Origin of the sequence: Streptomyces sp. STR69 (assembly GCF_024519455.1) — a bacterium.
In the GTDB taxonomy this organism is placed as follows: domain Bacteria; phylum Actinomycetota; class Actinomycetes; order Streptomycetales; family Streptomycetaceae; genus Streptomyces.
Genome location: NZ_JALJRY010000009.1, coordinates 267960 through 288796, shown reverse-complemented (window position 1 = coordinate 288796; position 20837 = coordinate 267960). Strand labels below are relative to the sequence as shown.

General features: G+C 70.6%; 22 protein-coding genes. 5 read left to right on the top strand and 17 right to left on the bottom strand.

All coding sequences use genetic code 11. The features are described from left to right. Window positions 1-69 precede the first annotated feature (69 nt). From truB to rimP, 7 genes are all read right to left on the bottom strand, one after another. Window positions 70-975 (bottom strand): tRNA pseudouridine(55) synthase TruB, encoded by a 906-nt coding sequence (gene truB, locus OC490_RS19415; protein ID WP_262059208.1) that lies wholly within the window; start codon window positions 973-975, stop codon window positions 70-72. Continuing rightward, window positions 972-1421: a 30S ribosome-binding factor RbfA gene (rbfA, locus tag OC490_RS19410; RefSeq protein WP_262059207.1), complete on the bottom strand. Its 450-nt coding sequence runs from the start codon at window positions 1419-1421 to the stop codon at window positions 972-974. Before rbfA ends, truB begins: the two co-directional genes overlap by 4 nt. 38 nt (window positions 1422-1459) lie before the next feature. Further along, the gene (locus OC490_RS19405) at window positions 1460-1753 is read right to left on the bottom strand and encodes a DUF503 domain-containing protein (protein ID WP_262059206.1); all 294 of its coding nucleotides are present in this window, start codon (window positions 1751-1753) and stop codon (window positions 1460-1462) included. A gap of 137 nt (window positions 1754-1890) precedes the next feature. Beyond that, complete coding sequence (gene infB, locus OC490_RS19400) at window positions 1891-5073, bottom strand: translation initiation factor IF-2 (protein ID WP_262059205.1); 3183 nt, start codon at window positions 5071-5073, stop codon at window positions 1891-1893. A gap of 146 nt (window positions 5074-5219) precedes the next feature. Further along, complete coding sequence (locus OC490_RS19395) at window positions 5220-5498, bottom strand: YlxR family protein (RefSeq protein WP_262059204.1); 279 nt, start codon at window positions 5496-5498, stop codon at window positions 5220-5222. A gap of 90 nt (window positions 5499-5588) precedes the next feature. Then, on the bottom strand, window positions 5589-6587 hold the full coding sequence (gene nusA / locus OC490_RS19390; RefSeq protein WP_019074814.1) for a transcription termination factor NusA: 999 nt from the start codon (window positions 6585-6587) through the stop codon (window positions 5589-5591). Window positions 6588-6589: 2 nt separating this feature from the next. Next, window positions 6590-7114: a ribosome maturation factor RimP gene (gene rimP / locus OC490_RS19385; RefSeq protein WP_262059203.1), complete on the bottom strand. Its 525-nt coding sequence runs from the start codon at window positions 7112-7114 to the stop codon at window positions 6590-6592. A gap of 205 nt (window positions 7115-7319) precedes the next feature. Here rimP and OC490_RS19380 point away from each other — a divergent pair, with 205 nt between their 5' ends. Genes OC490_RS19380 through OC490_RS19370 form a run of 3 tightly spaced genes read left to right on the top strand, consistent with a single transcriptional unit; the run spans window position 7320 to window position 9234 of the window. Beyond that, a complete protein-coding gene (locus tag OC490_RS19380; protein WP_262059202.1) occupies window positions 7320-7838 on the top strand; it encodes a hypothetical protein in 519 nt (172 codons plus the stop codon). Next, window positions 7835-8299 carry a ferritin-like domain-containing protein gene (locus OC490_RS19375; RefSeq protein WP_262059201.1) on the top strand — a complete coding sequence of 155 codons (465 nt, stop codon included), beginning with the start codon at window positions 7835-7837 and terminating at the stop codon, window positions 8297-8299. Before OC490_RS19380 ends, OC490_RS19375 begins: the two co-directional genes overlap by 4 nt. A 44-nt stretch (window positions 8300-8343) precedes the next feature. Continuing rightward, window positions 8344-9234 (top strand): aminoglycoside phosphotransferase family protein, encoded by an 891-nt coding sequence (locus OC490_RS19370; protein ID WP_262059200.1) that lies wholly within the window; start codon window positions 8344-8346, stop codon window positions 9232-9234. Window positions 9235-9314: 80 nt separating this feature from the next. Here OC490_RS19370 and OC490_RS19365 read toward each other — a convergent pair whose 3' ends face one another. The 4 genes from OC490_RS19365 to OC490_RS19350 are packed head-to-tail and all read right to left on the bottom strand — an operon-like array spanning window position 9315 to window position 12279. After that, window positions 9315-9518, bottom strand: a complete 204-nt coding sequence (locus OC490_RS19365) for a ferredoxin (RefSeq protein ID WP_262059199.1) — start codon at window positions 9516-9518, stop codon at window positions 9315-9317. Window positions 9519-9521: 3 nt separating this feature from the next. After that, window positions 9522-10745, bottom strand: a complete 1224-nt coding sequence (locus OC490_RS19360) for an NADH-ubiquinone oxidoreductase-F iron-sulfur binding region domain-containing protein (protein ID WP_262059198.1) — start codon at window positions 10743-10745, stop codon at window positions 9522-9524. Continuing rightward, window positions 10742-11323 (bottom strand): ferric reductase-like transmembrane domain-containing protein, encoded by a 582-nt coding sequence (locus tag OC490_RS19355; protein WP_262059197.1) that lies wholly within the window; start codon window positions 11321-11323, stop codon window positions 10742-10744. The genes OC490_RS19360 and OC490_RS19355 overlap by 4 nt, the downstream gene beginning before the upstream one ends. Continuing rightward, window positions 11320-12279 carry an FAD:protein FMN transferase gene (locus OC490_RS19350; protein WP_262059196.1) on the bottom strand — a complete coding sequence of 320 codons (960 nt, stop codon included), beginning with the start codon at window positions 12277-12279 and terminating at the stop codon, window positions 11320-11322. The genes OC490_RS19355 and OC490_RS19350 overlap by 4 nt, the downstream gene beginning before the upstream one ends. 15 nt (window positions 12280-12294) lie before the next feature. On the opposite strand from OC490_RS19350, the gene OC490_RS19345 reads away from it, so the two are divergent. Then, complete coding sequence (locus OC490_RS19345) at window positions 12295-12702, top strand: hypothetical protein (protein WP_262059195.1); 408 nt, start codon at window positions 12295-12297, stop codon at window positions 12700-12702. Window positions 12703-12741: 39 nt separating this feature from the next. Here OC490_RS19345 and OC490_RS19340 read toward each other — a convergent pair whose 3' ends face one another. The 6 genes from OC490_RS19340 to dxr all read right to left on the bottom strand — a co-directional run bounded on the left by OC490_RS19340 (window position 12742) and on the right by dxr (window position 20193). After that, a complete protein-coding gene (locus OC490_RS19340) occupies window positions 12742-14457 on the bottom strand; it encodes a proline--tRNA ligase (RefSeq protein WP_262059194.1) in 1716 nt (571 codons plus the stop codon). Window positions 14458-14530: 73 nt separating this feature from the next. Continuing rightward, on the bottom strand, window positions 14531-15094 hold the full coding sequence (locus tag OC490_RS19335) for a GNAT family N-acetyltransferase (RefSeq protein WP_262059193.1): 564 nt from the start codon (window positions 15092-15094) through the stop codon (window positions 14531-14533). A gap of 102 nt (window positions 15095-15196) precedes the next feature. Continuing rightward, window positions 15197-16045: a GNAT family N-acetyltransferase gene (locus OC490_RS19330; protein WP_262059192.1), complete on the bottom strand. Its 849-nt coding sequence runs from the start codon at window positions 16043-16045 to the stop codon at window positions 15197-15199. A gap of 215 nt (window positions 16046-16260) precedes the next feature. Then, window positions 16261-17418: a flavodoxin-dependent (E)-4-hydroxy-3-methylbut-2-enyl-diphosphate synthase gene (gene ispG / locus OC490_RS19325; protein ID WP_200678245.1), complete on the bottom strand. Its 1158-nt coding sequence runs from the start codon at window positions 17416-17418 to the stop codon at window positions 16261-16263. A gap of 202 nt (window positions 17419-17620) precedes the next feature. After that, window positions 17621-18913, bottom strand: a complete 1293-nt coding sequence (locus OC490_RS19320; protein WP_262059253.1) for a M50 family metallopeptidase — start codon at window positions 18911-18913, stop codon at window positions 17621-17623. 8 nt (window positions 18914-18921) lie between these two features. After that, on the bottom strand, window positions 18922-20193 hold the full coding sequence (dxr, locus tag OC490_RS19315; RefSeq protein ID WP_262059191.1) for a 1-deoxy-D-xylulose-5-phosphate reductoisomerase: 1272 nt from the start codon (window positions 20191-20193) through the stop codon (window positions 18922-18924). Between the two features lie 188 nt (window positions 20194-20381). Here dxr and OC490_RS19310 point away from each other — a divergent pair, with 188 nt between their 5' ends. Beyond that, entirely contained in the window at window positions 20382-20831 is a 450-nt protein-coding gene (locus OC490_RS19310) for a lamin tail domain-containing protein (protein ID WP_262059190.1), read from the top strand. Window positions 20832-20837: the final 6 nt, after the last annotated feature.

The following is a 20837-nucleotide window of genomic DNA, read 5'->3' as shown; positions in this document are numbered from 1 at the left end:
CGTGGACCCCGTGACCGCCGCTCCACGGGCGGGAGTTGGGCCCCCGGAGAAGTCTCCGGGGGCCTCCGCTCAGGCGAAGACCGCGAGGCTCTTGGCCTTGCCCTGCTGTGCCTCCACGAGGGCCAGGAAGCGGTCCTCGGAGTCGAAGACGCCGACCGCGCCGAGGCCCGCGTACTCCTCGGGGATGTCCAGGCGGACACCGTTGAGCAGCAGCTTGGCCCGCCGGTCGTCCACCGACCAGCGCGGGAACGCGGCCTTGGCGGCCTCGGCGATCGGCATCACGGTCAGCTCCTGCTGGAGCTGGTCCAGGGTCCTGGCCGAGTCCAGCTTGTACGGGCCCACGCGGGTGCGGCGGAGAGCGGTGAGGTGGCCGCCTACGCCGAGGTCCGCGCCCAGATCGCGGGCCAGGGCCCGGATGTAGGTGCCGGACGAGCAGACCACCGAGACCACCAGGTCCAGGACGGGGGTGCCGTCCTCGGCGACGGCGTCCCGGACGTCGTAGACCGCGAAGGAGGAGATGGTGACGGGGCGGGCGGGGATCTCGAAGTCCTCGCCGTCGCGGGCCCGTTTGTACGAGCGCACGCCGTTGATCTTGATGGCGCTGACCTTGGACGGGACCTGCATGATCTCGCCGCTGAGCTTGGCGATCCCGGCGTCGACGGCCTCCCGGGTGACCTTCGAGGCGTCGACCGACCCCGTGATCTCGCCCTCGGCGTCGTCGGTCAGGGTGTTCTGGCCCAGGCGGATCGTGCCCAGGTACTCCTTCTCCGTCAGCGCGAGATGGCCGAGGAGCTTTGTCGCCTTCTCGACGCCGAGGACGAGCACGCCCGTCGCCATGGGGTCGAGGGTGCCGGCGTGCCCGACGCGGCGGGTGCGGGCGATGCCGCGCATCTTGGCGACCACGTCGTGCGAGGTGAAGCCCGACGGCTTGTCCACGATGACAAGGCCGTCGGGCGTCTGGGTCTTCTGCGTCATTCGGCGGCGTCGTCCTCGTCGTCCTCGCCCGGCTTCTTGTACGGGTCGGCGTCACCGGCGTAGGCGGCGCCCGCCGAGACCTCGCGTACCTTCTCGTCGGACTGCCGGGCCTTGTCGAGGAGGTCCTCGATGGTCTTGGCGGTGTCCGGCAGGGCGTCCGCGACGAAGGTGAGGGTCGGCGTGAACTTCACGCCGGCCGCGGCACCCACGGCCGAGCGGAGCACGCCCTTGGCGCTCTCCAGCCCGGCAGCAGCTTCGGCCCGCACCTCGTCGTCCCCGTACACCGTGTAGAAGACGGTCGCCTCCCGCAGGTCACCCGTCACCCGGGTGTCCGTGATGGTGACGTGCGTGCCGAGCCGCGGATCCTTGATCCCGCGCTGCAGCTTCTTGGCCACCACCTCTCGGATGAGGTCCGCCAGCCTCTTGGCACGCGCGTTGTCGGCCACTGGTCCGTCTCCTTAGTAACTACGTCTTGCTGCTTGCTTCAGTCTTCGTCGCTGTGGAGCCTGCGTCGAACCGAGAGCAGTTCCACCTCGGGCCGCCCGGCGACGAGTCGCTCGCAGCGGTCCAGTACGTCGGTGAGGTGTTCTGTGTCCCCGGAGACCACCGCGAGCCCGATCTCGGCCCTGCGGTGAAGGTCCTGGTTGCCCGTCTCGGCCGCGCTCACCGCGTACTTGCGCTGGAGTTCGGCCACGATCGGACGGACGAGAGAGCGTTTCTCCTTCAGCGAGTGGACGTCGCCGAGGAGCAGATCGAAGGACAGAGTCCCCACATACATGTGTGTCCGGATGTCCCGCCGGTTCGGGGTATGGGCGCCGGTCTTGGACGCCGATACAGGAACCGTACACGCAACGGCCGGGGCCGATCGACGGAATTCTCTCCCCGCCGACCGGCCCCGATCGCGTGCTGTGACGATCAGCCGCGAGGCTTCTCGCGCATCTCGTACGTCGCGATGACGTCGTCGACCTTGATGTCGTTGAAGTTGCCGAGGTTGATACCGCCCTCGAACCCTTCGCGGATCTCGGTGACGTCGTCCTTGAAGCGACGCAGACCGGAGATGTTGAGGCTCTCGGCGATGACCTTGCCGTCGCGGACGAGGCGCGCCTTGGTGTTGCGCTTGACCTCTCCGGAGCGGACCAGGACACCGGCGATGTTGCCCAGCTTGGACGACTTGAAGACCTCGCGGATCTCCGCCGTGCCGAGCTCGACCTCCTCGTACTCCGGCTTGAGCATGCCCTTCAGGGCCGCCTCGATCTCCTCGATGGCCTGGTAGATCACCGAGTAGTACCGGACGTCGACGCCCTCGCGCTCCGCCATCTGCGCCGCGCGGCCCGCAGCGCGGACGTTGAAGCCGATGACGATCGCGTCGGAGCCGGTCGCCAGGTCGATGTCCGACTCGGTGACCGCACCCACGCCGCGGTGCAGGACGCGGATGTCGACCTCTTCGCCGACGTCGAGCTGGAGCAGCGAGGACTCGAGAGCCTCCACCGAACCGGACGCGTCGCCCTTGATGATGAGGTTGAGTTCCTGCACCAGACCGGCCTTGAGGGCCTCGTCCAGGTTCTCCAGGGAGAACCGGACTCCGCGCCGGGCGAAGTTGGCGTTGCGCTCGCGCGCCGCGCGCTTCTCGGCGATCTGACGTGCCGTGCGGTCCTCGTCGACGACGAGGAAGTTGTCGCCGGCGCCCGGGACGTTGGTGAGTCCGAGGACGAGGACCGGGGTCGAGGGACCCGCCTCTTCCACGTTGTCGCCCTTGTCGTCGAGCATCGCGCGGACCCGGCCGTAGGCGTCGCCGACCACCATGGTGTCGCCGACCCGCAGGGTGCCGCGCTGGACCAGGACGGTCGCGACGGCGCCGCGACCGCGGTCGAGGTGGGACTCGATCGCGATGCCCTGCGCGTCCTGCTCCGGGTTGGCCCGCAGGTCGAGCGAGGCGTCCGCGGTGAGGACCACGGCCTCCAGCAGCTGGTCGATGTTCAGACCCTGCTTGGCGGAGATGTCGACGAACATGGTGTCGCCGCCGTACTCCTCGGCCACCAGACCGAACTCGGTGAGCTGACCGCGCACCTTGGTCGGGTCGGCGCCCTCGACGTCGATCTTGTTGACCGCGACCACGATCGGCACGTCGGCCGCCTTGGCGTGGTTCAGCGCCTCGATCGTCTGGGGCATCACACCGTCGTTGGCCGCCACCACGAGGATCGCGATGTCGGTCGACTTGGCACCACGGGCGCGCATGGCGGTGAACGCCTCGTGACCCGGGGTGTCGATGAAGGTGATCTTGCGCTCTTCGCCGTTGACCTCGGTCGCGACCTGGTACGCGCCGATGTGCTGCGTGATACCGCCGGCCTCGCCCGCGACGACGTTCGTCTTGCGGATGGTGTCCAGCAGTCGGGTCTTACCGTGGTCGACGTGACCCATGACGGTCACGACCGGCGGACGCGCGACGAGGAACTCCTCGCCACCCTCGTCCTCGCCGAACTCGATGTCGAAGGACTCCAGGAGCTCGCGGTCCTCCTCCTCCGGGCTGACGATCTCCAGGACGAAGTTCATCTCGTCCGCGAGGAGCTTCAGCGTCTCGTCGGAGACGGACTGCGTGGCAGTGACCATCTCGCCGAGGTTCATCATCACGCCGACGAGCGACGCCGGGTTGGCGTTGATCTTCTCGGCGAAGTCGGTGAGCGAGGCACCGCGCGACAGACGGACGGACTGTCCGTTGCCACGAGGCAGCATCACACCGCCGACCGACGGGGCCTGCATGGCCTCGTACTCCTGGCGCCTCTGCCGCTTCGACTTGCGACCACGACGCGCGGGACCACCGGGACGACCGAAGGCGCCCTGTGTGCCACCACGGCCACCCGGACCACCGGGACGACCGCCGAAGCCGGGACGGCCACCGCCGCCACCGGCGGGAGCACCCGGACGGCCGGCGAAACCGCCGCCACCGCCACCGGGACCCGCGGGACGACCGGCGAAACCGCCGCCACCGCCACCGGGACGACCGGCGAAACCGCCGCCGCCACCGGGACGACCGCCGCCGCCACCGCCGGGACCGCCGGGACGACCGCCGCCGGCACCGGGACCACGGCCACCGGGGCCGCCACCGGGACGGGGGCTACCCGCAGCGGGACGCTGCGGCATCATGCCGGGGTTGGGACGGTTGCCACCGGGGCCACCACCCGGACGCGGAGCGCCGCCCTGCGGGCGGGGCATGCCGCCCGGGCTCGGACGCGCGCCACCGGGAGCACCCGGACGGGCACCGCCCGCAGCGCCCTGGGGACGGGGACCGCCCTGACCGGCACCCTGGGGACGCGGAGCGCCACCGGGAGCACCGGGACGGTCCTGGCCGCCGGGACGCGGAGCACCGGGACGGGGTGCGCCGGGGCGCGCCATGCCGGTGGAACCGCCAGAGGTGAACGGGTTGTTGCCCGGACGGGGACCGGCCGGACGAGCACCGGGACGGGCGCCCTGACCACCCGGACGCGGAGCGCCGGGACGGTCACCGCCACGCTCGGGACGGTCGCCACGACCCTGACCGCCCTGGCCGGGACCGGCCGGACGGGCAGCGCCCGGACGGGGGGCCTGGCTCGCCGGACGCGGGGCGCCCGGACGGGGAGCGGAACCGGAGCCGCCGGTGGAGGCAGGCGCGGCCGGAGCCGCGGGTGCCGCCGGAGGCGCGGTGAACTCGGGCGTGGTCGGCGCCGGCGAGGCCGGGGCCGGACGCGGCGCGGGCCGCGGGCCCGGACGGGGACCACCGGTGGAGGCCGGTGCGGCGGGCGCGGCCGGGGCTGCGGGAGCCGCGGCGGCGCTCTCGGCGACGACCGGCTTCGGGGCCGGCGGACGCGGCGCGGCGGGACCCGGACGGGCACCCTGCGCCGGAGAGGGGGCTCCCGGTCGTGCCGGGGCAGCCTTGCGTGCGGGGGCGGGCTTGCCGCCTCCGCTGCCCTGCTGGAGGGCGTCTGTCAGCTTGCGTACAACGGGCGCCTCGATCGTCGAGGACGCCGAACGGACAAATTCACCGAGTTCTTGGAGCTTGGCCATGACGACCTTGCTCTCCACCCCGAACTCCTTGGCGAGTTCGTATACCCGGACCTTAGCCACTTCGCTCCTTTTAGGTCCGGGTGCGTCCGGACCGTCGCTACTTCATGGGCGTACTCATCGCGTGCTCATCGAGTGCTCATCGCAATCTCGACCTACTTCCAACTCGCGGAATACCGGGCCGCACGGAGGTTCCGTACGACTCGCTCTTACGGTGTTGCCTGCTCGACGGAGAGACGCAACGCCTTTGTGTCGAGCGTTCCCTGGGCACGCAGCGCCCGTGGGAACGCCCGGCGGCGTACCGCCAGGTCGAGACAGACCAGGGCGGGATGCAGATACGCACCCCGGCCGGGCAGCGTACCGCGATGATCGAGGACGCATTCGCCCTCGACCGCCACGATCCGCAGCAGTTCCTTCTTGGCCGCTCGCTCCCGACACCCCACACAGGTGCGTTCAGGGCATGCGCGGGCTCGCGTCCGGCCAGACACTGCTAAGTCTACCTCCCCGCACCGACCTCACCCCTTCGGGGCAAGAATCGAACGGCTGTTGTCGTGATCTAAGCCACTGGCGGCCGAGAACTATTCCCCTGGCTGGTCGGACGGCTGTTCGGTGTCCGGACGGATGTCGATCCGCCAGCCGGTGAGGCGGGCCGCAAGCCGGGCATTCTGCCCTTCCTTGCCGATCGCCAGGGACAGCTGGTAGTCCGGCACCGTCACGCGCGCGGAACGGGTCGCGAGGTCCACCACCTCGACCTTGGAGACCCGCGCCGGGGACAGCGCGTTGGCCACCATCTCGGCCGGGTCGTCCGACCAGTCGACGATGTCGATCTTCTCGCCGTGCAGCTCGCCCATCACCGCGCGCACCCGGCCGCCCATGGGGCCGATGCAGGCGCCCTTGGCGTTCAGACCGCTGCGGGTGGAGCGGACGGCGATCTTCGTACGGTGGCCGGCCTCACGCGCGATGGCGGCGATCTCCACCGACCCGTCGGCGACCTCCGGCACCTCCATGGCGAACAGCGCCTTCACCAGGTTGGGATGCGTACGGGACAGGGTCACGGACGGACCGCGCATGCCCTTCGCCACCCGGACGACGTACGACCGCAGGCGCAGCCCGTGCGGGTACTCCTCGCCCGGCACCTGCTCCTGCACCGGCAGGATGGCCTCCAGCTTGCCGATGTCGACGAGCACGTTCTTCGGGTCGCGGCCCTGCTGGACCACACCGGCGACGATGTCGCCCTCACGGCCGGCGAACTCGCCGAACGTGACCTCGTCCTCGGCGTCCCGCAGCCGCTGCAGGATGACCTGCTTGGCGGTGGTGGCGGCGATCCGGCCGAAGTCGGACGGGGTGTCGTCGAACTCGCGCGGCTCCTCCCCCTCCTCCAAGTCCTCGGGGTCCTCTTTCGCCCACACCGTCACATGGCCGTTCTCACGGTCGAGCACCACGCGCGCGTGGCGGCGGCTTCCCTCGGTGCGGTGGTAGGCGATGAGGAGGGCCGACTCGATCGCTCCGACCAGCAGGTCGAAGGAGATCTCCTTCTCCCGTACCAGGCCCCGCAGGGCACTCATGTCGATGTCCACGGCTACGCCTCCTCTGCGTTCTCTGTGTTGTCTTCGTGCTCTTCGTTCTTGCTCTTGCGGTTGAACTCGACCTGGACACGCGCCTTCACGACCTCCGCGAAGGCAAGCCGCTTGGCGGTGGGCCTACGCCCCTTCACGCCGGGCACTTCCACGTCGATGCCGTCGTCGTCCACGTCGAGGATCCGGGCGACCAGCTCACCGCTCTCGGCCAGCTGGAACCTGACCAGCCGGTCGGTGGCCCGCACGTAGTGACGGTGCTCGGTGAGCTCGCGCTCGGCACCGGGGGTCCCGACCTCGAGGGTGTACTCGCCCGCGCCCATCGCGTCGGTCTCGTCGAGCTTCGCGGAGAGCGCGCGGCTCACATCCGCGATCTGGTCCAGATCGGCACCCGTGTCGGAATCGACGACCACGCGCAGCACCCGCTTGCGTCCCACCGAGTCCACTTCGACCTCTTCGAGATCGAGTCCCTGGGAGCTGACGAGCGGTTCCAGCAGTACTCGCAGCCTCTCGCTCTGGGTCGTGCTCATCCGGGTGACTCCTCGGCCGCGTGTGCTGTTGTGGGTAGGGCGCGTGTCTGCTCAAAGGGTATCCGGTCCGCGGGTGTGTTGCCGTCCACCTGCAGTCAGACCGGTGCCGGTGACTGGCGGGGATCCGGTGCGCGGGTACCGTGATCACGGGCGCGCAGCCCTTCCCGTGTTTTCGTTCGTACGAGCCCCCCGAGGACGATCCGCCGTGCCGTTCCCCCCACCTCCGCGCACCCTTCCGGGACCGCGCAGAAGGAGCCTGCTCGCCTCGGCCGCCGGAGCCGCGCTCCTGGTGGGCTGCTCCACCGACGGCGACGACACCGAGAACACCGCGGGCAGCCCCTCGGCCGCCGAACGCGCACGCGCGCGTGCCGCCACCGACAGCGAGACCCTGCTCCGGCACTACGACGCGGTACTCGCCGCCCACCCCGCACTGGCGGAGCGCCTCGACCCACTCCGCGCGGAGGTCGTCCGGCACGCGACGGCCTTCGGGGGCAGCGATTCCACGCCATCTCCTACGGCCACTGCCGCGCCGTCGGCTTCGGCCTCCACCGCCCCCGCGACCGCGAGCGACGCCCTCGCCGGGCTGGCGGCGGCCGAGCGGGCCCTCGCCGACCGGCGGGCCAAGGCACTGCTGGACGTGCCGGGCGAGCTGGCCCGGCTGCTGGCCTCGGTGGCCGCGGCCGGGGCCGGGCACGCGTATCTGCTGACGGAGGATGCCAAGTGAGCGAGGAGAAGGCCGCGGAACTGACCGCACTGCAGGCGGCACTGGCCGCCGAGCACGCGGCGGTCTACGGCTACGGCGTGGTCGGCGGCCGTATCCGCGAGGGCCGGCGCACCGAGGCCAAGGCGGCCTACGACGGACACCGGGCCCGGCGGGACGCGCTGGTGCGGGAGGTTCGGGACCTGGGCGGCAAGCCGGTGGCCGCGTCGGCCGCGTACGCGCTGCCGTTCCCGGTGCCGGACTCGGCCACCGCGGTACGGCTCGCCGCCGAGCTGGAGGAGCGGGTGGCCGGGGTCTACTCCGACCTGGTGCGGGCGTCGACCGGCGGAGTGCGCGCCACGGCCGCGGAGGCGCTGCGGGAAGCGGCGGTCCGCGCGGTGCGCTGGCGCGGCGGGAGCGTACCCTTCCCTGGTCTCGCCGAGCGGGCCGCGACCCCCACGGCCTCGGCGACACCCACGGCGTAACACCGCACCGGGCCGCAGGACCGTACGAAGGGAACAACTCTCGCATGGCTTTCGAACCGCCGCAGCGTCTGGTGAGGGCGCTCGGGGAGACGGCACCGAGCGGTGACGACTGGTTGGAGAAGCTGCCCGAGGTGGCCCAACAGGCCGTTGATCTACGCGAGTTGACCGCGGAACGGGTGCAGGTGCCCGGTGGGCGCAGCAGCCTGGTCGTGCTGGTACGGCGGGCCGACGGAACGCCTGCGGTGCTGAAGTTGGCCCCGCGCCGGGCCCGGCCGGAGAGCGAGCGGGCCGCGCTCGCGCACTGGGGCGGCCGGGGGGCCGTGCAGCTGGTGGAGGCGGCGGCCGGTGAAGGTGTGCTGGTGCTGGAGCGGTTGCATCCCGATGTGTCGGTGCGGTCGTTGCCGGAGGCGAAGGCGTTGCTGGAGGCGGCGGGGGCCTTGCGGCGGCTGTGGGTGGAGCCGCCGGGCGATCACGCGTTCGAGACCGTGGCCGAGCGGACCGGGCGGCAGGCCGCGGCCATGAAGGGCGGTGGGGCGGAGGTCGCCGCGCTGGTCTCGGCCGCGTTGGACGCTCGGGAAGAATTGCTGGCCGGGCCGCCCGAGGTGCGGTTGCTGCACGGGACGTTTCGGCAGAGCAAGGTGCTGGCCGCGGATCGGGTGCCGTGGTTGGCCGTGGGGCCGGATCCGGTGGTGGGTGAGTGTGCGTTCGATCTGGCTCGGTTGGTGCGGGATCGGGTGGAGGATCTGATCGCCACGCCTTCGGGGGCGTCTACAACTCGGCGACGGGTCAAGCGGCTTGCCGAGTCGTTGGATGTGGATCAGGAGCGGTTGCGGGGGTGGACGTTGTTCCGGGCCGTTGAGTCGGGAGTGCGGGCACTGCGCGTGGGGCGGCCTCGGGATGCCGAGTTGTTGCTGGAATTTGCCGGGTGGCTTTAGGGCGGTTGTTTGGCTGCGGGCCCGGTGGGGGCTGGGCGCGCCCACGCGGCGGAGCCGCATATCGATACAGCCCCGCGCCCCTAGATGGCCGGCATTGGTTTCAAGGCTAGGACTGGACAGTCCGCGGCTGCCTTGCGGGCCCGTTTGAGGGTGCGGGGTGGGATCGGGGAGCCGTCCACCAGCGGGTAGCCCCACTCGTCGAGGGTGATGTGGTCCGGTAGTAGTTCCGCGCACAGGCCATGGCCCTGGCACGCCGTCCAGTCGATGTCCATCTGCTGGTCCATGGGTCAGCGGGCCTCGTTCGGGATCGGGAGCAGGGGTGTGGGGTCGGTCGCCGTGCACAAACCCCTTGCGTGGGCGTCGAGTTCAGTGGCGAACGTGGTCAACGCGCTGCGGACCAGGCGGACCGTGCCGTCGGGGTGGTGGCAGGCGCCCCGGCCCTCTATCAGGCCGGACCAACGGGCCACGTCCTGGCGGGTGTTGCCCTGGGGGCCGGGCGTGGCCATGGTGCGGAACGCGGAGGCCATGCGCGGGAGGCCGTTGAGGCAGGGGCCGCACTGGCCGGCCGACTGGAGGGCCAAGTAGCGCAGGACGCGGGCGGTTTCGGCCACTCCGCAGCGGCTGCTGGGGAGTGCGGCCAGGACGCCCGCCCCCAAGTCCCCTGCGTCCAGCGCGCGTTGGGCTGCTTCGGCGGTCGGGATCCAGGTGCCGTGGTAGCCGCCCACGAGTACCGCCGACATGCCTTGGAGCGGAAGCAGGCGGTCCAGCGGGAGGCCGAACGGGGCTTCCACCACCCGGACTTCGCGGCCCGGCACATGCAGGGTGCAGAGCGTGCTGCCGGGCTGGGCGGGTGTGCCCGCGCTGCGGAACCAGTCGGAGCCGTAGCGGGCGACGAGGGCGAGGTGGGCCAGGGTTTCCACGTTCTGGACGAGCGTCGGGGCTTTGCGCACCCCGCGTTCGCGGACCGGTGGGCGCTGGTGGCGGGGCAGCGGGGCGTTCCCGGAGACGTACTGCGCGAGGGCCGACGCCTGGCCGGAGAGGAAGCGTTTGGGAAGGCGAACGACCTTCACCTCAAGCGGGTCGTTTCGCTGTGCCAGCGCCGATTCCAAGTAGGACGCGCCGTCCTCGACGGCCAGATGGGCCTCCCCCGCACCGACCGCGCGAGCCGCCAACTGCAGCCCGTCCAGGACGAGATGGGGTGACAGGCGCAGGAGCGTCTTGTCCTTGCGGCTGGCCGGTTCGCCCTCCGCTCCGTTCGCCACGACCACGGGTGCACGGCCCGTGCGTCGGCCCGCGTCGGCCACCGCGACCAGCTTGCGGTACGTCGGGAACGCGGCGCCTCCGCGTCCGGTGAGGCCGGATTCGGCGACGGTTCTCAGCAGGCCGTCCGGATCGCCGTAGGACAGTGGGCCGTAGCGCTGTTCGTGGGTGGCGAGGTCGGCCGCGGTGCCGCCGGGGGCGAGGAGGCGGGGGGACATGTAGACGTCGGTGAAGGTCGTGGTCGTGGTCACGAGCGGGCTCCTTCTGCTGTGCGGAGCAGGGCTGCGGGGGTGCGGCGGGACTCGCGGGCGGAGTGGGCCAGGCGGATGCCGAAGGCGGTGATCACCGCGGCCACGCAGGACACGGTCAGCCAGGTCATCCAGTCGGTGCCGGTGTCCGTGCCGATGCCGATGCCGTGGATCAGGGCGATCGGCCAGGAGGCGTAGGCGAGCCAGTGGAGCGCCCGCCAGGTGCGGTGGCCGATGCGTTCGCGCAGGAGGCTGGTGATCAGGACCGCGAGCAGCAGGTCCAGGGCGACCGTGCCGAGGCCGAGCCAGAGCGGCTGGTAGTCGGAGACGAAGGGGACGACCGCGTCCAGGACGGTGATGTTCACGTAGCCGTCGATCACCGCCACCGCGATGTGCAGGGCCAGGAACGCGGTCGCGGAGAGGGAGAGGGTGCGGTGGAGATTCACCGTGCCGAAGCGGGGCAGGCCGGGGAGCCGGGTGCGCAGGCGGACCGCGATGCCGAGCAGGACCACGACCGTGAACAGGACCAGGCAGACGGCTCCGGTGGCGCGGTTGGCGTACCAGAGGGTTTCGGAGCTCATGCGGCGGCGACCAGGGAGGTGGGCCAGCCCGGGGTCGTGACGACCGTGCCGTCCTGGGCGACCAGACGGGCCGGCAGGCCGAGGCGGGTCAGCCAGCGTTCGGCGCCCTCGCCCTTCACCAGGGACGCCGTGCTCGCCGCGTTGGCGTCGGCGCACGTCGCCGCGGCGACCGAGACCGTGCGCCAGGGGCTGCGGACGGGAAGGCCGGTGCGCGGGTCGACGATGTGGTGCAGTTCGTGGCCGCTGCGGCGCCAGTTGCGGGCGGACGTGCCCGAGGTGGCGAGGCCGCCGGAGCGCAGGCCGATCGTGGCGTACGTACCGTGCGCGGGCGTCTCGTCGACGGAGCCGGTGACGTCCTGGACGCGGATGTTCCAGCCGCCGGCCGGAGGCTCCCCCGCGACGGCCGTGTCGCCGCCCAGGCTCACCAGGACTCCGCAGCCCGCCACTTGGGCCAGCATCGCGGCGGCCCTGTCGGCGGCCCAGGCCTTCGCCGTGGCGCCGAGGTCGAGGCGGACTCCGGCCGGGACGGTGACCGTGCCCGTCGTACGGTCGAGGTCGATCATGCGCCAGCCCGGGGCCCGCTTCACGGTGAGCCGGACCGGACGGTCGTCCTCGCGGACGAGGGTGAAGTCGCGGTCGTAGCCGATGGCGTTCATCGCCGAACCGACCGTCGGGTCGACCGCGCCGTCCGTCGCCTCGGCCGCGCGCAGGGCGACCGCGAGGGCCTCGGCGAGCAGCGGGCTCACGGTGACCGGGCGGCCGAACGAGGCGTCCAGGGCGGCCAGTTCGGAGTCGGGGCGGAAGCGGCTGCAGGCCGCGTCGACCTCGGCGAGGTGCCGGGCGAGGAGCAGGTTGCAGGAGTCCAGCAGGGCCGGGTCGGTGACGACCAGCCGGACGCCGGTGCCGAGAGCGCGCCAGTCGGCAGCGGCCGTCGTACGCAGGGTCGTTGTGGTCATCACGACGCTCCCGACGTGGAGTCGGTGGAGCCGCCGGAGGACGACGTCACGCCGGACGAGGACGACTGCAGGTCCGACGAGGACGAAGAAGACGAAGACGAAGACGAGGAGGATGAAGAGGTCGAGCTGTCCGACGTGGACGAGGTGGAAGAAGTGGCCGACGGCGAGGGCGGCGACGACGTGCTCGTGCCGGTGCTGCTCGCCGCCGTGTCCGCTTCCGTGTCGGACTGCATCGTGCCGACCAGGGCGAACACCCCGGCAGCCGCCGCCAGCGTGACCGCTGCCGTGGCCGCCGCGATGCGCCGCTTGCCTCTGCGGACCGCCGTAGCGGCCCCACGCTCCTTGACTGTCATGACCGTTCCCCTCCGCAGTGACGCTCTGTCACGTACTACGGTCGGGGACCAGCCTGAGAGAAGTCTGTGAGACGCCCATACGCCTGCGCAGAACTCCCTGAGAGATCTCTTACAGAGCGGGCTGCATGGTCAGGCGGGCGATCGCCTCGTCGACGGTCAGTTCCTCGCGCTCGCCGGTCCTGCGGTCCTTGAGCTCCAGGACGCCTTCGGCGGAGCGGCGGCCCGCGACCAGGATCTTCGGTACGCCGATCAGCTCGGAGTCGGTGAACTTCACGCCCGGGGAGACCCCGGGCCGGTCGTCGACCAGGACGCGCAGGCCGGCCGCGCGCAGCTTCTCCGAGACGTCCAGGGCGAGTTCGGTCTGCAGGGCCTTGCCCGCGGCGACCACGTGCACATCGGCCGGGGCGACCTCGGCGGGCCAGCACAGGCCCTTGTCGTCAGCGGTCTGCTCGGCGAGGGCGGCGACCGCGCGGGAGACGCCGATGCCGTAGGAGCCCATGGTCACGCGGACCGGCTTGCCGTGCTGGCCGAGGACGTCGAGCTTGAGGGCGTCGGCGTACTTGCGGCCGAGCTGGAAGATGTGGCCGATCTCGATGGCGCGGTCCAGCTTGAGGCCGGTGCCGCACTTGGGGCAGGGGTCGCCCTCCTGCACCACCACGACGTCGACGTACTCGCCGACCTCGAAGTCACGGCCCGCGACGACGTTCTTCGCGTGCGTGCCCTCCTTGTTGGCGCCCGTGATCCACGAGGTGCCGGGGGCCACGCGCGGGTCGGCGATGTAGGTGACCTTCTCGCCCAGGCCCTGCGGACCGACATAGCCGCGCACCAGGTCGGGACGGCCGGTGAAGTCCTCCGCCGTCACCAACTCCACGGTGGCGGGGGCGAAATGGGCCTCGACCTTGTCCAGGTCGACCTCGCGGTCACCGGGCACTCCTACGGCCACGATCTCGCCGTCGACCTTCACGAGGAGGTTCTTCAGCGTGGCGGAGGCCTCGACACCGAGGTGGGCGGCGAGGGTCTCGATGGTGGGGGTGTCGGGGGTGGGGATCTCTTCGAGCGCGGGCACGCCGACGGCGTCCACGGGCTTCAACTCGTATGAGATCGCTTCGGTGTTGGCGGCGAAGTCGCAGTTCGGGCAGTCCGCGAAGGTGTCCTCGCCGGCCTCGGCCGGGGCGAGGAACTCCTCCGACTTGGAGCCGCCCATCGCGCCCGCGGTGGCGGCGCAGATGCGGTAGTCGAGGCCCAGTCGCGCGAACACCTTCTGGTACGCCTGGCGGTGCAGGGCGTACGAGTGGGCCAGGCCCTCGTCCTCGGTGTCGAAGGAGTACGAGTCCTTCATCAGGAACTCACGGCCGCGCAGGATGCCGGCGCGGGGGCGGGCCTCGTCGCGGTACTTGTGCTGGATTTGGTAGAGGATGACCGGCAGGTCCTTGTAGGAGGACGCCTGGTCCTTCACGATCAGCGTGAAGATCTCCTCGTGGGTGGGGCCGAGGAGGTAGTCGCCGCCCTTGCGGTCCTTGAGGCGGAACAGCTCGGGGCCGTACTCGTCCCAGCGGCCGGTCGCCTCGTAGGGCTCGCGGGGCAGGATCGCGGGAAGCAGCACCTCCTGGGCGCCGATCGCGTCCATCTCCTCACGCACGATCCGCTCCACGTTCGAGAGGACCTTCTTGCCCAGCGGCAGCCAGGACCAGATGCCGGCGGCGGTACGGCGGACGTAGCCGGCCCGCACGAGCAGCTTGTGACTGAGGACCTCGGCGTCCGCCGGGTCGTCGCGCAGCGTCTTCGCCATCAACTGGGACATGCGCTGGACCGGTGCGTTCGCCATGGTTCCTGTACTCCTGCCGGGAAAGGGTGATGGCTAGGAGGTTAGCCGGGCTCGCTGTGCCGGTGGAAATCGGTTAGCGACGGCGGAGGGGCAGCGGGGCGCCCATCACTGCGTACGGCTTCGGGGCGCTGGGGAACAGGACCTGGCGGGCCAGGTCCTCGTAGCCGAGGGAGCGGTAGAGGCCGCGGGCCGGGCTGTCGGTGTCGATCGCGGAGAGGATCGAGCGGGGTTCGGCGGCGGCGTCCGTGATGGTGGTGATCAGGGAACGACCGAGGCCACGGTTCTGGAAGTGCGGGTGGACGTGCAGCTCGGTGATCACGAAGGAGTTGTCGAGCCAGATGTCGTGACCGTCGGCGCGGAGGTACGGCTCTACGACCGTGGACCACCAGTGGGTGCGGTTGTTGGGCATGCCGTAGACGAACCCGACGAGACGCTCCGCTGAGGTGGCGCCGAGAGCTCTTGCACCTGGGTAGGTCATGTGGCGCAGGACGATTTGCCTGCGTACGGCCACCTCGTCTGCGCCCAGGCCGAATGCGATGGCCTGTACGGCGAGGGCTTCGTCGACGCGGGCCGAGAGGTCCAAGGGGCCGATCACGACGTCGTCGGGGTGGCGGTGGCCGTGACCGGGAAATCGCATGTGGGGAGAGTACAGGGGGGTGGCGGTTGTCTTGTGAGTGCGGGCCGTATGTGGCTGGGCGCGCAGTTCCCCGCGCCCCTGGAGTGTTCGCCCCTGAGCACCTCAGAAGAGGACGCTCATGAAGGCGCCGATCTCCTGGAAGCCCACCCTCAAGTACGCCCTTCTCGCTGGCGTGTTGAAGTCGTTGACGTAGAGGCTGACGACCGGGGCCACGTCTGCGAGGGCGTAGCGCAGTACCGATGCCATCGCCGGGGCCGCCACTCCTCTGCCCCGGTACTCGGGGGCCACCCACACGCCCTGGATCTGGCAGGCCTGGGTCGTCGCGGCGCCGATCTCGGCCTTGAAGACGACCTTGCCGTACTCGTCGAGGCGGGCGAACGAGCGGCCGGAGCCCACGAGTTCGGCCACTCGGGCCTGGTACAGGAGACCGCCGTCGCCTGCCAGCGGGGAGACGCCGACCTCCTCGGTGAACATCGCCACGCACGCCGGCATGATCGTCTCCATCTCGTCCTTGCGGATGCGACGGACGTAGGGATCGGGAGCGATGTCGGTGGGCATGCGGTCGGCGACCATCAGGGGCTGGTGGGCGCGGACCTCTCGGGCCGGGCCCCAGCTCGGTTCGAGGAGGCGCCAGAGTTGGGCGGTGGCCTCGGCGGGGCCGACGATGGAGGAGCAGCGGCGGCCCGCCCGGCGGGCGCGGTCCGCGAACGCGCGGATCGCCCGAGGGGTGGCGCAGATCGGGACGAGGTTGGCGCCCGCGTAGCAGAGGGACGTCAGCATGCCGTCCTCGTACCAGCCCCACATCTCGCCGCCGAGGCGCCACGGGTCCAGGCCCGCGACCTGCACGCGCGAGGTCACGAAGGCGTTCGTGACCGGCTCGCGGTCCAGTACGGCGAGCGCGGCGTCCAGGTCGCTCGGTTCGAGCACCCGAGAGGTGGTCTGGGTCAACACGTACGGGACCTCACCCTGAGGGTCTGCTGATCTCCGCACTGTACCTGCGGAAGCTGAGCGGTGCCGCCCCGTGCCGCTTGCTTTTCCGCGGAGGCGGGACAGCTGGGCGTCTCTGGGGGCTGCCGCCCCCAGACCCCCGCTGTCGGCCTGGACGGCCTCGTCCTCAAACGCCGGACGGGCTGTCAGTGCCAGGGCGCGCTGCGAAGCGAACCGACTCAGCCCGCCACCGCGACCGTCGGCTCGCCCGAAGCCACCCCGTCCGCCTCCATCTGCTCGGCGATCTTCATCGCCTCCTCGATCAGGGTCTCGACGATCTTCGACTCGGGGACGGTCTTGATGACCTCGCCCTTCACGAAGATCTGGCCCTTGCCGTTGCCGGAGGCGACGCCGAGGTCGGCCTCGCGGGCCTCGCCCGGACCGTTCACCACGCAGCCCATGACGGCCACGCGCAGCGGGACCTCCATGCCCTCCAGGCCCGCCGTGACCTCCTCGGCCAGCTTGTAGACGTCGACCTGGGCGCGTCCGCAGGAGGGGCAGGAGACGATCTCCAGGCGGCGGGGCTTGAGGTTCAGCGACTCCAGGATCTGGTTGCCGACCTTGACCTCCTCGACCGGCGGGGCGGACAACGACACCCGGATCGTGTCGCCGATGCCCTGCGAGAGGAGGGCGCCGAAAGCCACGGCCGACTTGATCGTGCCCTGGAAGGCGGGGCCCGCCTCGGTGACGCCGAGGTGGAGGGGGTAGTCGCACTGGGCGGCGAGCTGGCGGTAGGCCTCGACCATCACGACCGGGTCGTTGTGCTTCACCGAGATCTTGATGTCCTGGAAGCCGTGCTCCTCGAAGAGGGACGCTTCCCAGAGGGCGGACTCGGCCAGCGCCTCGGGGGTCGCCTTGCCGTACTTCTTCAGCAGTCGGCTGTCCAGCGAGCCCGCGTTCACGCCGATGCGGATCGGGGTGCCGTGGTCCTTCGCGGCCCGCGCGATCTCCTTGACCTTGTCGTCGAACTGCTTGATGTTGCCCGGGTTCACGCGGACCGCCGCGCAGCCGGCCTCGATCGCGGCGAAGACGTACTTCGGCTGGAAGTGGATGTCCGCGATCACCGGGATCTGCGACTTGCGGGCGATGGTCGCGAGGGCGTCGGCGTCGTCCTGCGTGGGGCAGGCCACGCGGACGATCTGGCAGCCGGACGCGGTCAGCTCGGCGATCTGCTGGAGCGTGGCGCCGATGTCCGACGTGCGGGTGGTCGTCATGGACTGCACGGACACCGGCGCGTCGCCGCCGACCGCCACGGACCCGACCTGGATCTGCCGGCTCTTGCGGCGCTCGGCGAGCCTGGTCGGAACGGACGGAATGCCGAGAGAAATCGCAGTCATCTGCTGTGCAACCCCAAGTCGTGGATCAAGGCCCCGGTCCCGGAACAGCGGGCTCCAGGCTTCGAGATTACGTCAAGCGTGCGGGCCCGAGCACTCCCCCACCTCGAATCCACTCGGCGGGGGGACCCCCATCGCCCGTAAACCCACTCAATGGAGGGCGGCCCCGCACCAAGGATGCGAGGCCGCCACGAACCAGGGGTGGCTAGGAGATTTTCACCGGGTTAACCACGTCCGCCACGAGGACGAGCAACGTGAAGCAGACGAAGATCCCTGCCACGACATATGCGACCGGCATCAGCTTCGCCACGTCGAACGGGCCCGGGTCCGGGCGCTTGAGCACCTTCGCCAGGTTGCGGCGCAGCGCCTCCCACAGCGCGCCCGCGACATGCCCGCCGTCGAGCGGGAGCAGCGGGAGCATGTTGAAGAGGAACAGGGAGAGGTTGAAGCCGGCGACCAGCATCAGGGCCATGGCCAGCTGCTGGGTGGGCGGAATGTCGAGGGTGAAGATCTCGCCGCCGACGCGGGCCGCGCCGACCACGCCCATCGGGGAGTCGGCCTGGCGGGGGGCGCCGTCGAAGGCCGCGTTCCACAGGGCCGGGATCTTGCCGGGGAGGGCCGCGATGGAGTCGACGGCCTCGCCCATGCGGTCGGTCATCCAGGTGACCGAGTCGCCGAGGTCCTGGCGGACGATGCCGGTGGCCGCGCTGAAGCCGAGGAAGCCGGCGGTGACGTACTTGCCCTGGACGATCTGGCCGCTGGAGTCCTTCTTGGCGACCTGGTTGCTGGCGATCTTCGCGTGCAGGGTGACTTCCTGGCCCTTGCGCTCGACGACGATCGGGACCGTCTTGCCGGGGGCCGCGCGGATCAGGTCGGAGAGCTTGTTCCAGTCCGTCGTCTTCACGCCGTTGAAGCTGAGGATCTTGTCGCCCGCCTTGAGGCCTGCCGCGGCGGCCGGGGAGGCCGGGTCGGTCGACCTGCAGGTGTCGCGGTTCTGGCTCTGCGCGATCACGCACTGGGAGACCGAGCTGACCGTGTTGGTCTGCTGCGAGATCCCGAAGCCCATCAGGACGGTGAGGAAGAGCGCCACCGCCAGGATGAGGTTCATGAAGGGGCCCGCGAACATCACGATGACCCGTTTCCAGGGTTTGCGGGTGTAGAAGAGGCGGGTCTCGTCGCCGGGCTGGAGTTCCTCGAAGGCCGCCGAGCGGGCGTCCTCGATCATGCTGCGCCAGGGCGAGGTGGAGCGGGCGGTGATCCGGCCGTCGTCGCCGGGCGGGAACATGCCGATCATGCGGATGTAGCCGCCGAACGGGATGGCCTTGAACCCGTACTCGGTGTCGCCCTTCTTCCGGGACCAGATGGTCGGGCCGAAGCCGACCATGTATTGGGGCACCCGGATGCCGAAGAGCTTCGCCGTCGAGAGATGCCCCAGCTCGTGCCAGGCGATCGACACCAGCAGGCCGACCGCGAAGACGACTATGCCGAGGATCATCATCAGGGCTGTCATGCACGCGCCTCCGCGTTCGCCGTGGTCGTCTGCGCTGTCAGTTCGCGGGCCCGGGCGCGCGCCCAGGTCTCCGCTTCGAGGACGTCCGGCACGGTGAGCGAGGTTCCCGTGGCCGGTGTCCCGTGTTCCTCGACCACCCGTGTCACCGTCTCCATGATTCCGTTGAACGGCAGCGCGCCCGCGCGGAACGCCTCCACGCACTCCTCGTTCGCCGCATTGAACACCGCCGGAGCCGTGCCCGCGAGCTGTCCCACATGCCGGGCGAGGCCGACGGAGGGGAACGCCTCGGTGTCGAGCGGGAAGAACTCCCACGTCGACGCCTTGCTCCAGTCGAACGCGGGCGCCGCGTCCGGGACCCGCTCGGGCCAGCCGAGCCCGATGGCGATCGGCCCCCGCATGTCGGGGGGCGTCGCCTGGGCGATCGTCGATCCGTCCGTGAATTCCACCATCGAGTGGACATACGACTGCGGGTGCACGACCACCTCAATGCGATCGAAGGGAATGTCGTACAGCAGGTGTGCCTCGATCACTTCGAGCCCCTTGTTCACCAGGGTCGCCGAGTTGATCGTGATCACCGGGCCCATCGCCCAGGTGGGGTGCGCGAGGGCCTCTTCTACGGTCACTCGCGCCAGGTCCGCCTTCGTACGACCCCGGAAGGGGCCGCCGGACGCGGTGACGACGAGCTTGCGGACGTCGGCGCGGGTGCCGGACGCGAGCGCCTGGAAGAGGGCCGCGTGTTCGGAGTCCACCGGGATGATCTGTCCGGGCTTGGCGAGCGCCTTCACCAGCGGGCCGCCGACGATGAGCGACTCCTTGTTGGCGAGCGCGAGGACGCGGCCCGCCTCCAGGGCGGCGAGGGTGGGCGCGAGGCCGATGGACCCGGTGATGCCGTTCAGCACGGTGTGGCAGTCCGGGGAGCCCGCGAGCTGCGTGGCCGCGTCCGGGCCCGCCAGGATCTCGGGCAGCGGCTCCCCGGTGCCGTACTGCGCGGTGAGCGCTTCACGCAGTGCCGGTACGACGTCCTCGCGGGCGACCGCGACCGTCCGCACCCTCAGTTGGTACGCCTGCTCGGCGAGGAGTCCGACCCGGCCGCCGTTGGCGGAGAGTGCGGTGACCCGGAAGCGGTCCGGGTTGCGCAGCACCAGGTCGATGGCCTGGGTGCCGATGGATCCGGTGGAGCCGAGGATCACCAGGGCCTTGGGACCGTCGCCCACGACGGGGTCGTAGACGAGATGTGGGTCGGCGAGGGGTGCTGGACTGTCGCTCATCCCTCCATTGTTGCCGCAACGGGTGGCCAGGTGGACAGCGGTTCCCTCGGGTGGGTGGCTTATCAGCTCTCGTCGGTGATTGAAGGGAAATCCCCCTTTGTGAATACGGCGTGAAGGTCTTGTGATAACACTTCAGTCCTGCGCCGGTGGACGACCGGCCAGTGGACGACATCCTGGGGGGATTCTCCATGCGGATACGCGCTGCTCTGCCCGCGCTCGCGGGCGCCGCGATACTCACCGGCACACTGCTGAGCACCCCGGCCGAGGCCGCCGGCGGGGTCACGATCTACCACGTCTGGTTCGACAGCCCGGGCTCGGACCACGGCTCCAACACGAGCCTCAACGCCGAGTGGGTGCAGATCAAGAACACCAGCCGGTCGGCGATCTCCCTCAAGGGATGGGTCCTCAAGGACGTCTCGAACCACCGCTACGTCTTCAAGAACATCAAGATCGGCGCCGGCAAGTACATCAAGGTGCACACCGGCACCGGCAGGGACACCGCGTCGAACACCTACCAGAACCGCGGCTGGTACGTCTGGAACAACACCAAGGACACGGCGACGCTGACCAGATCGACCGGCAGCAAGGTCGACACCTGCTCCTGGACGACACGGGATCCGAGCGACAAGTACTGCTGATCCGGG

What these genes read in the sequence shown, in the direction of transcription:
- truB (WP_262059208.1), bottom strand. Translation starts at nt 975, where the DNA reads ATGACGCAGAAGACCCAGACGCCCGACGGCCTTGTCATCGTGGACAAG.
- OC490_RS19405 (WP_262059206.1), bottom strand. Translation starts at nt 1,753, where the DNA reads ATGTATGTGGGGACTCTGTCCTTCGATCTGCTCCTCGGCGACGTCCAC.
- rimP (WP_262059203.1), bottom strand. Translation starts at nt 7,114, where the DNA reads ATGAGCACGACCCAGAGCGAGAGGCTGCGAGTACTGCTGGAACCGCTC.
- OC490_RS19370 (WP_262059200.1), top strand. Translation starts at nt 8,344, where the DNA reads ATGGCTTTCGAACCGCCGCAGCGTCTGGTGAGGGCGCTCGGGGAGACG.
- OC490_RS19365 (WP_262059199.1), bottom strand. Translation starts at nt 9,518, where the DNA reads ATGGACCAGCAGATGGACATCGACTGGACGGCGTGCCAGGGCCATGGC.
- OC490_RS19355 (WP_262059197.1), bottom strand. Translation starts at nt 11,323, where the DNA reads ATGAGCTCCGAAACCCTCTGGTACGCCAACCGCGCCACCGGAGCCGTC.
- OC490_RS19350 (WP_262059196.1), bottom strand. Translation starts at nt 12,279, where the DNA reads ATGACCACAACGACCCTGCGTACGACGGCCGCTGCCGACTGGCGCGCT.
- OC490_RS19340 (WP_262059194.1), bottom strand. Translation starts at nt 14,457, where the DNA reads ATGGCGAACGCACCGGTCCAGCGCATGTCCCAGTTGATGGCGAAGACG.
- OC490_RS19335 (WP_262059193.1), bottom strand. Translation starts at nt 15,094, where the DNA reads ATGCGATTTCCCGGTCACGGCCACCGCCACCCCGACGACGTCGTGATC.
- ispG (WP_200678245.1), bottom strand. Translation starts at nt 17,418, where the DNA reads ATGACTGCGATTTCTCTCGGCATTCCGTCCGTTCCGACCAGGCTCGCC.
- OC490_RS19320 (WP_262059253.1), bottom strand. Translation starts at nt 18,913, where the DNA reads ATGATGATCCTCGGCATAGTCGTCTTCGCGGTCGGCCTGCTGGTGTCG.
- dxr (WP_262059191.1), bottom strand. Translation starts at nt 20,193, where the DNA reads ATGAGCGACAGTCCAGCACCCCTCGCCGACCCACATCTCGTCTACGAC.
- OC490_RS19310 (WP_262059190.1), top strand. Translation starts at nt 20,382, where the DNA reads ATGCGGATACGCGCTGCTCTGCCCGCGCTCGCGGGCGCCGCGATACTC.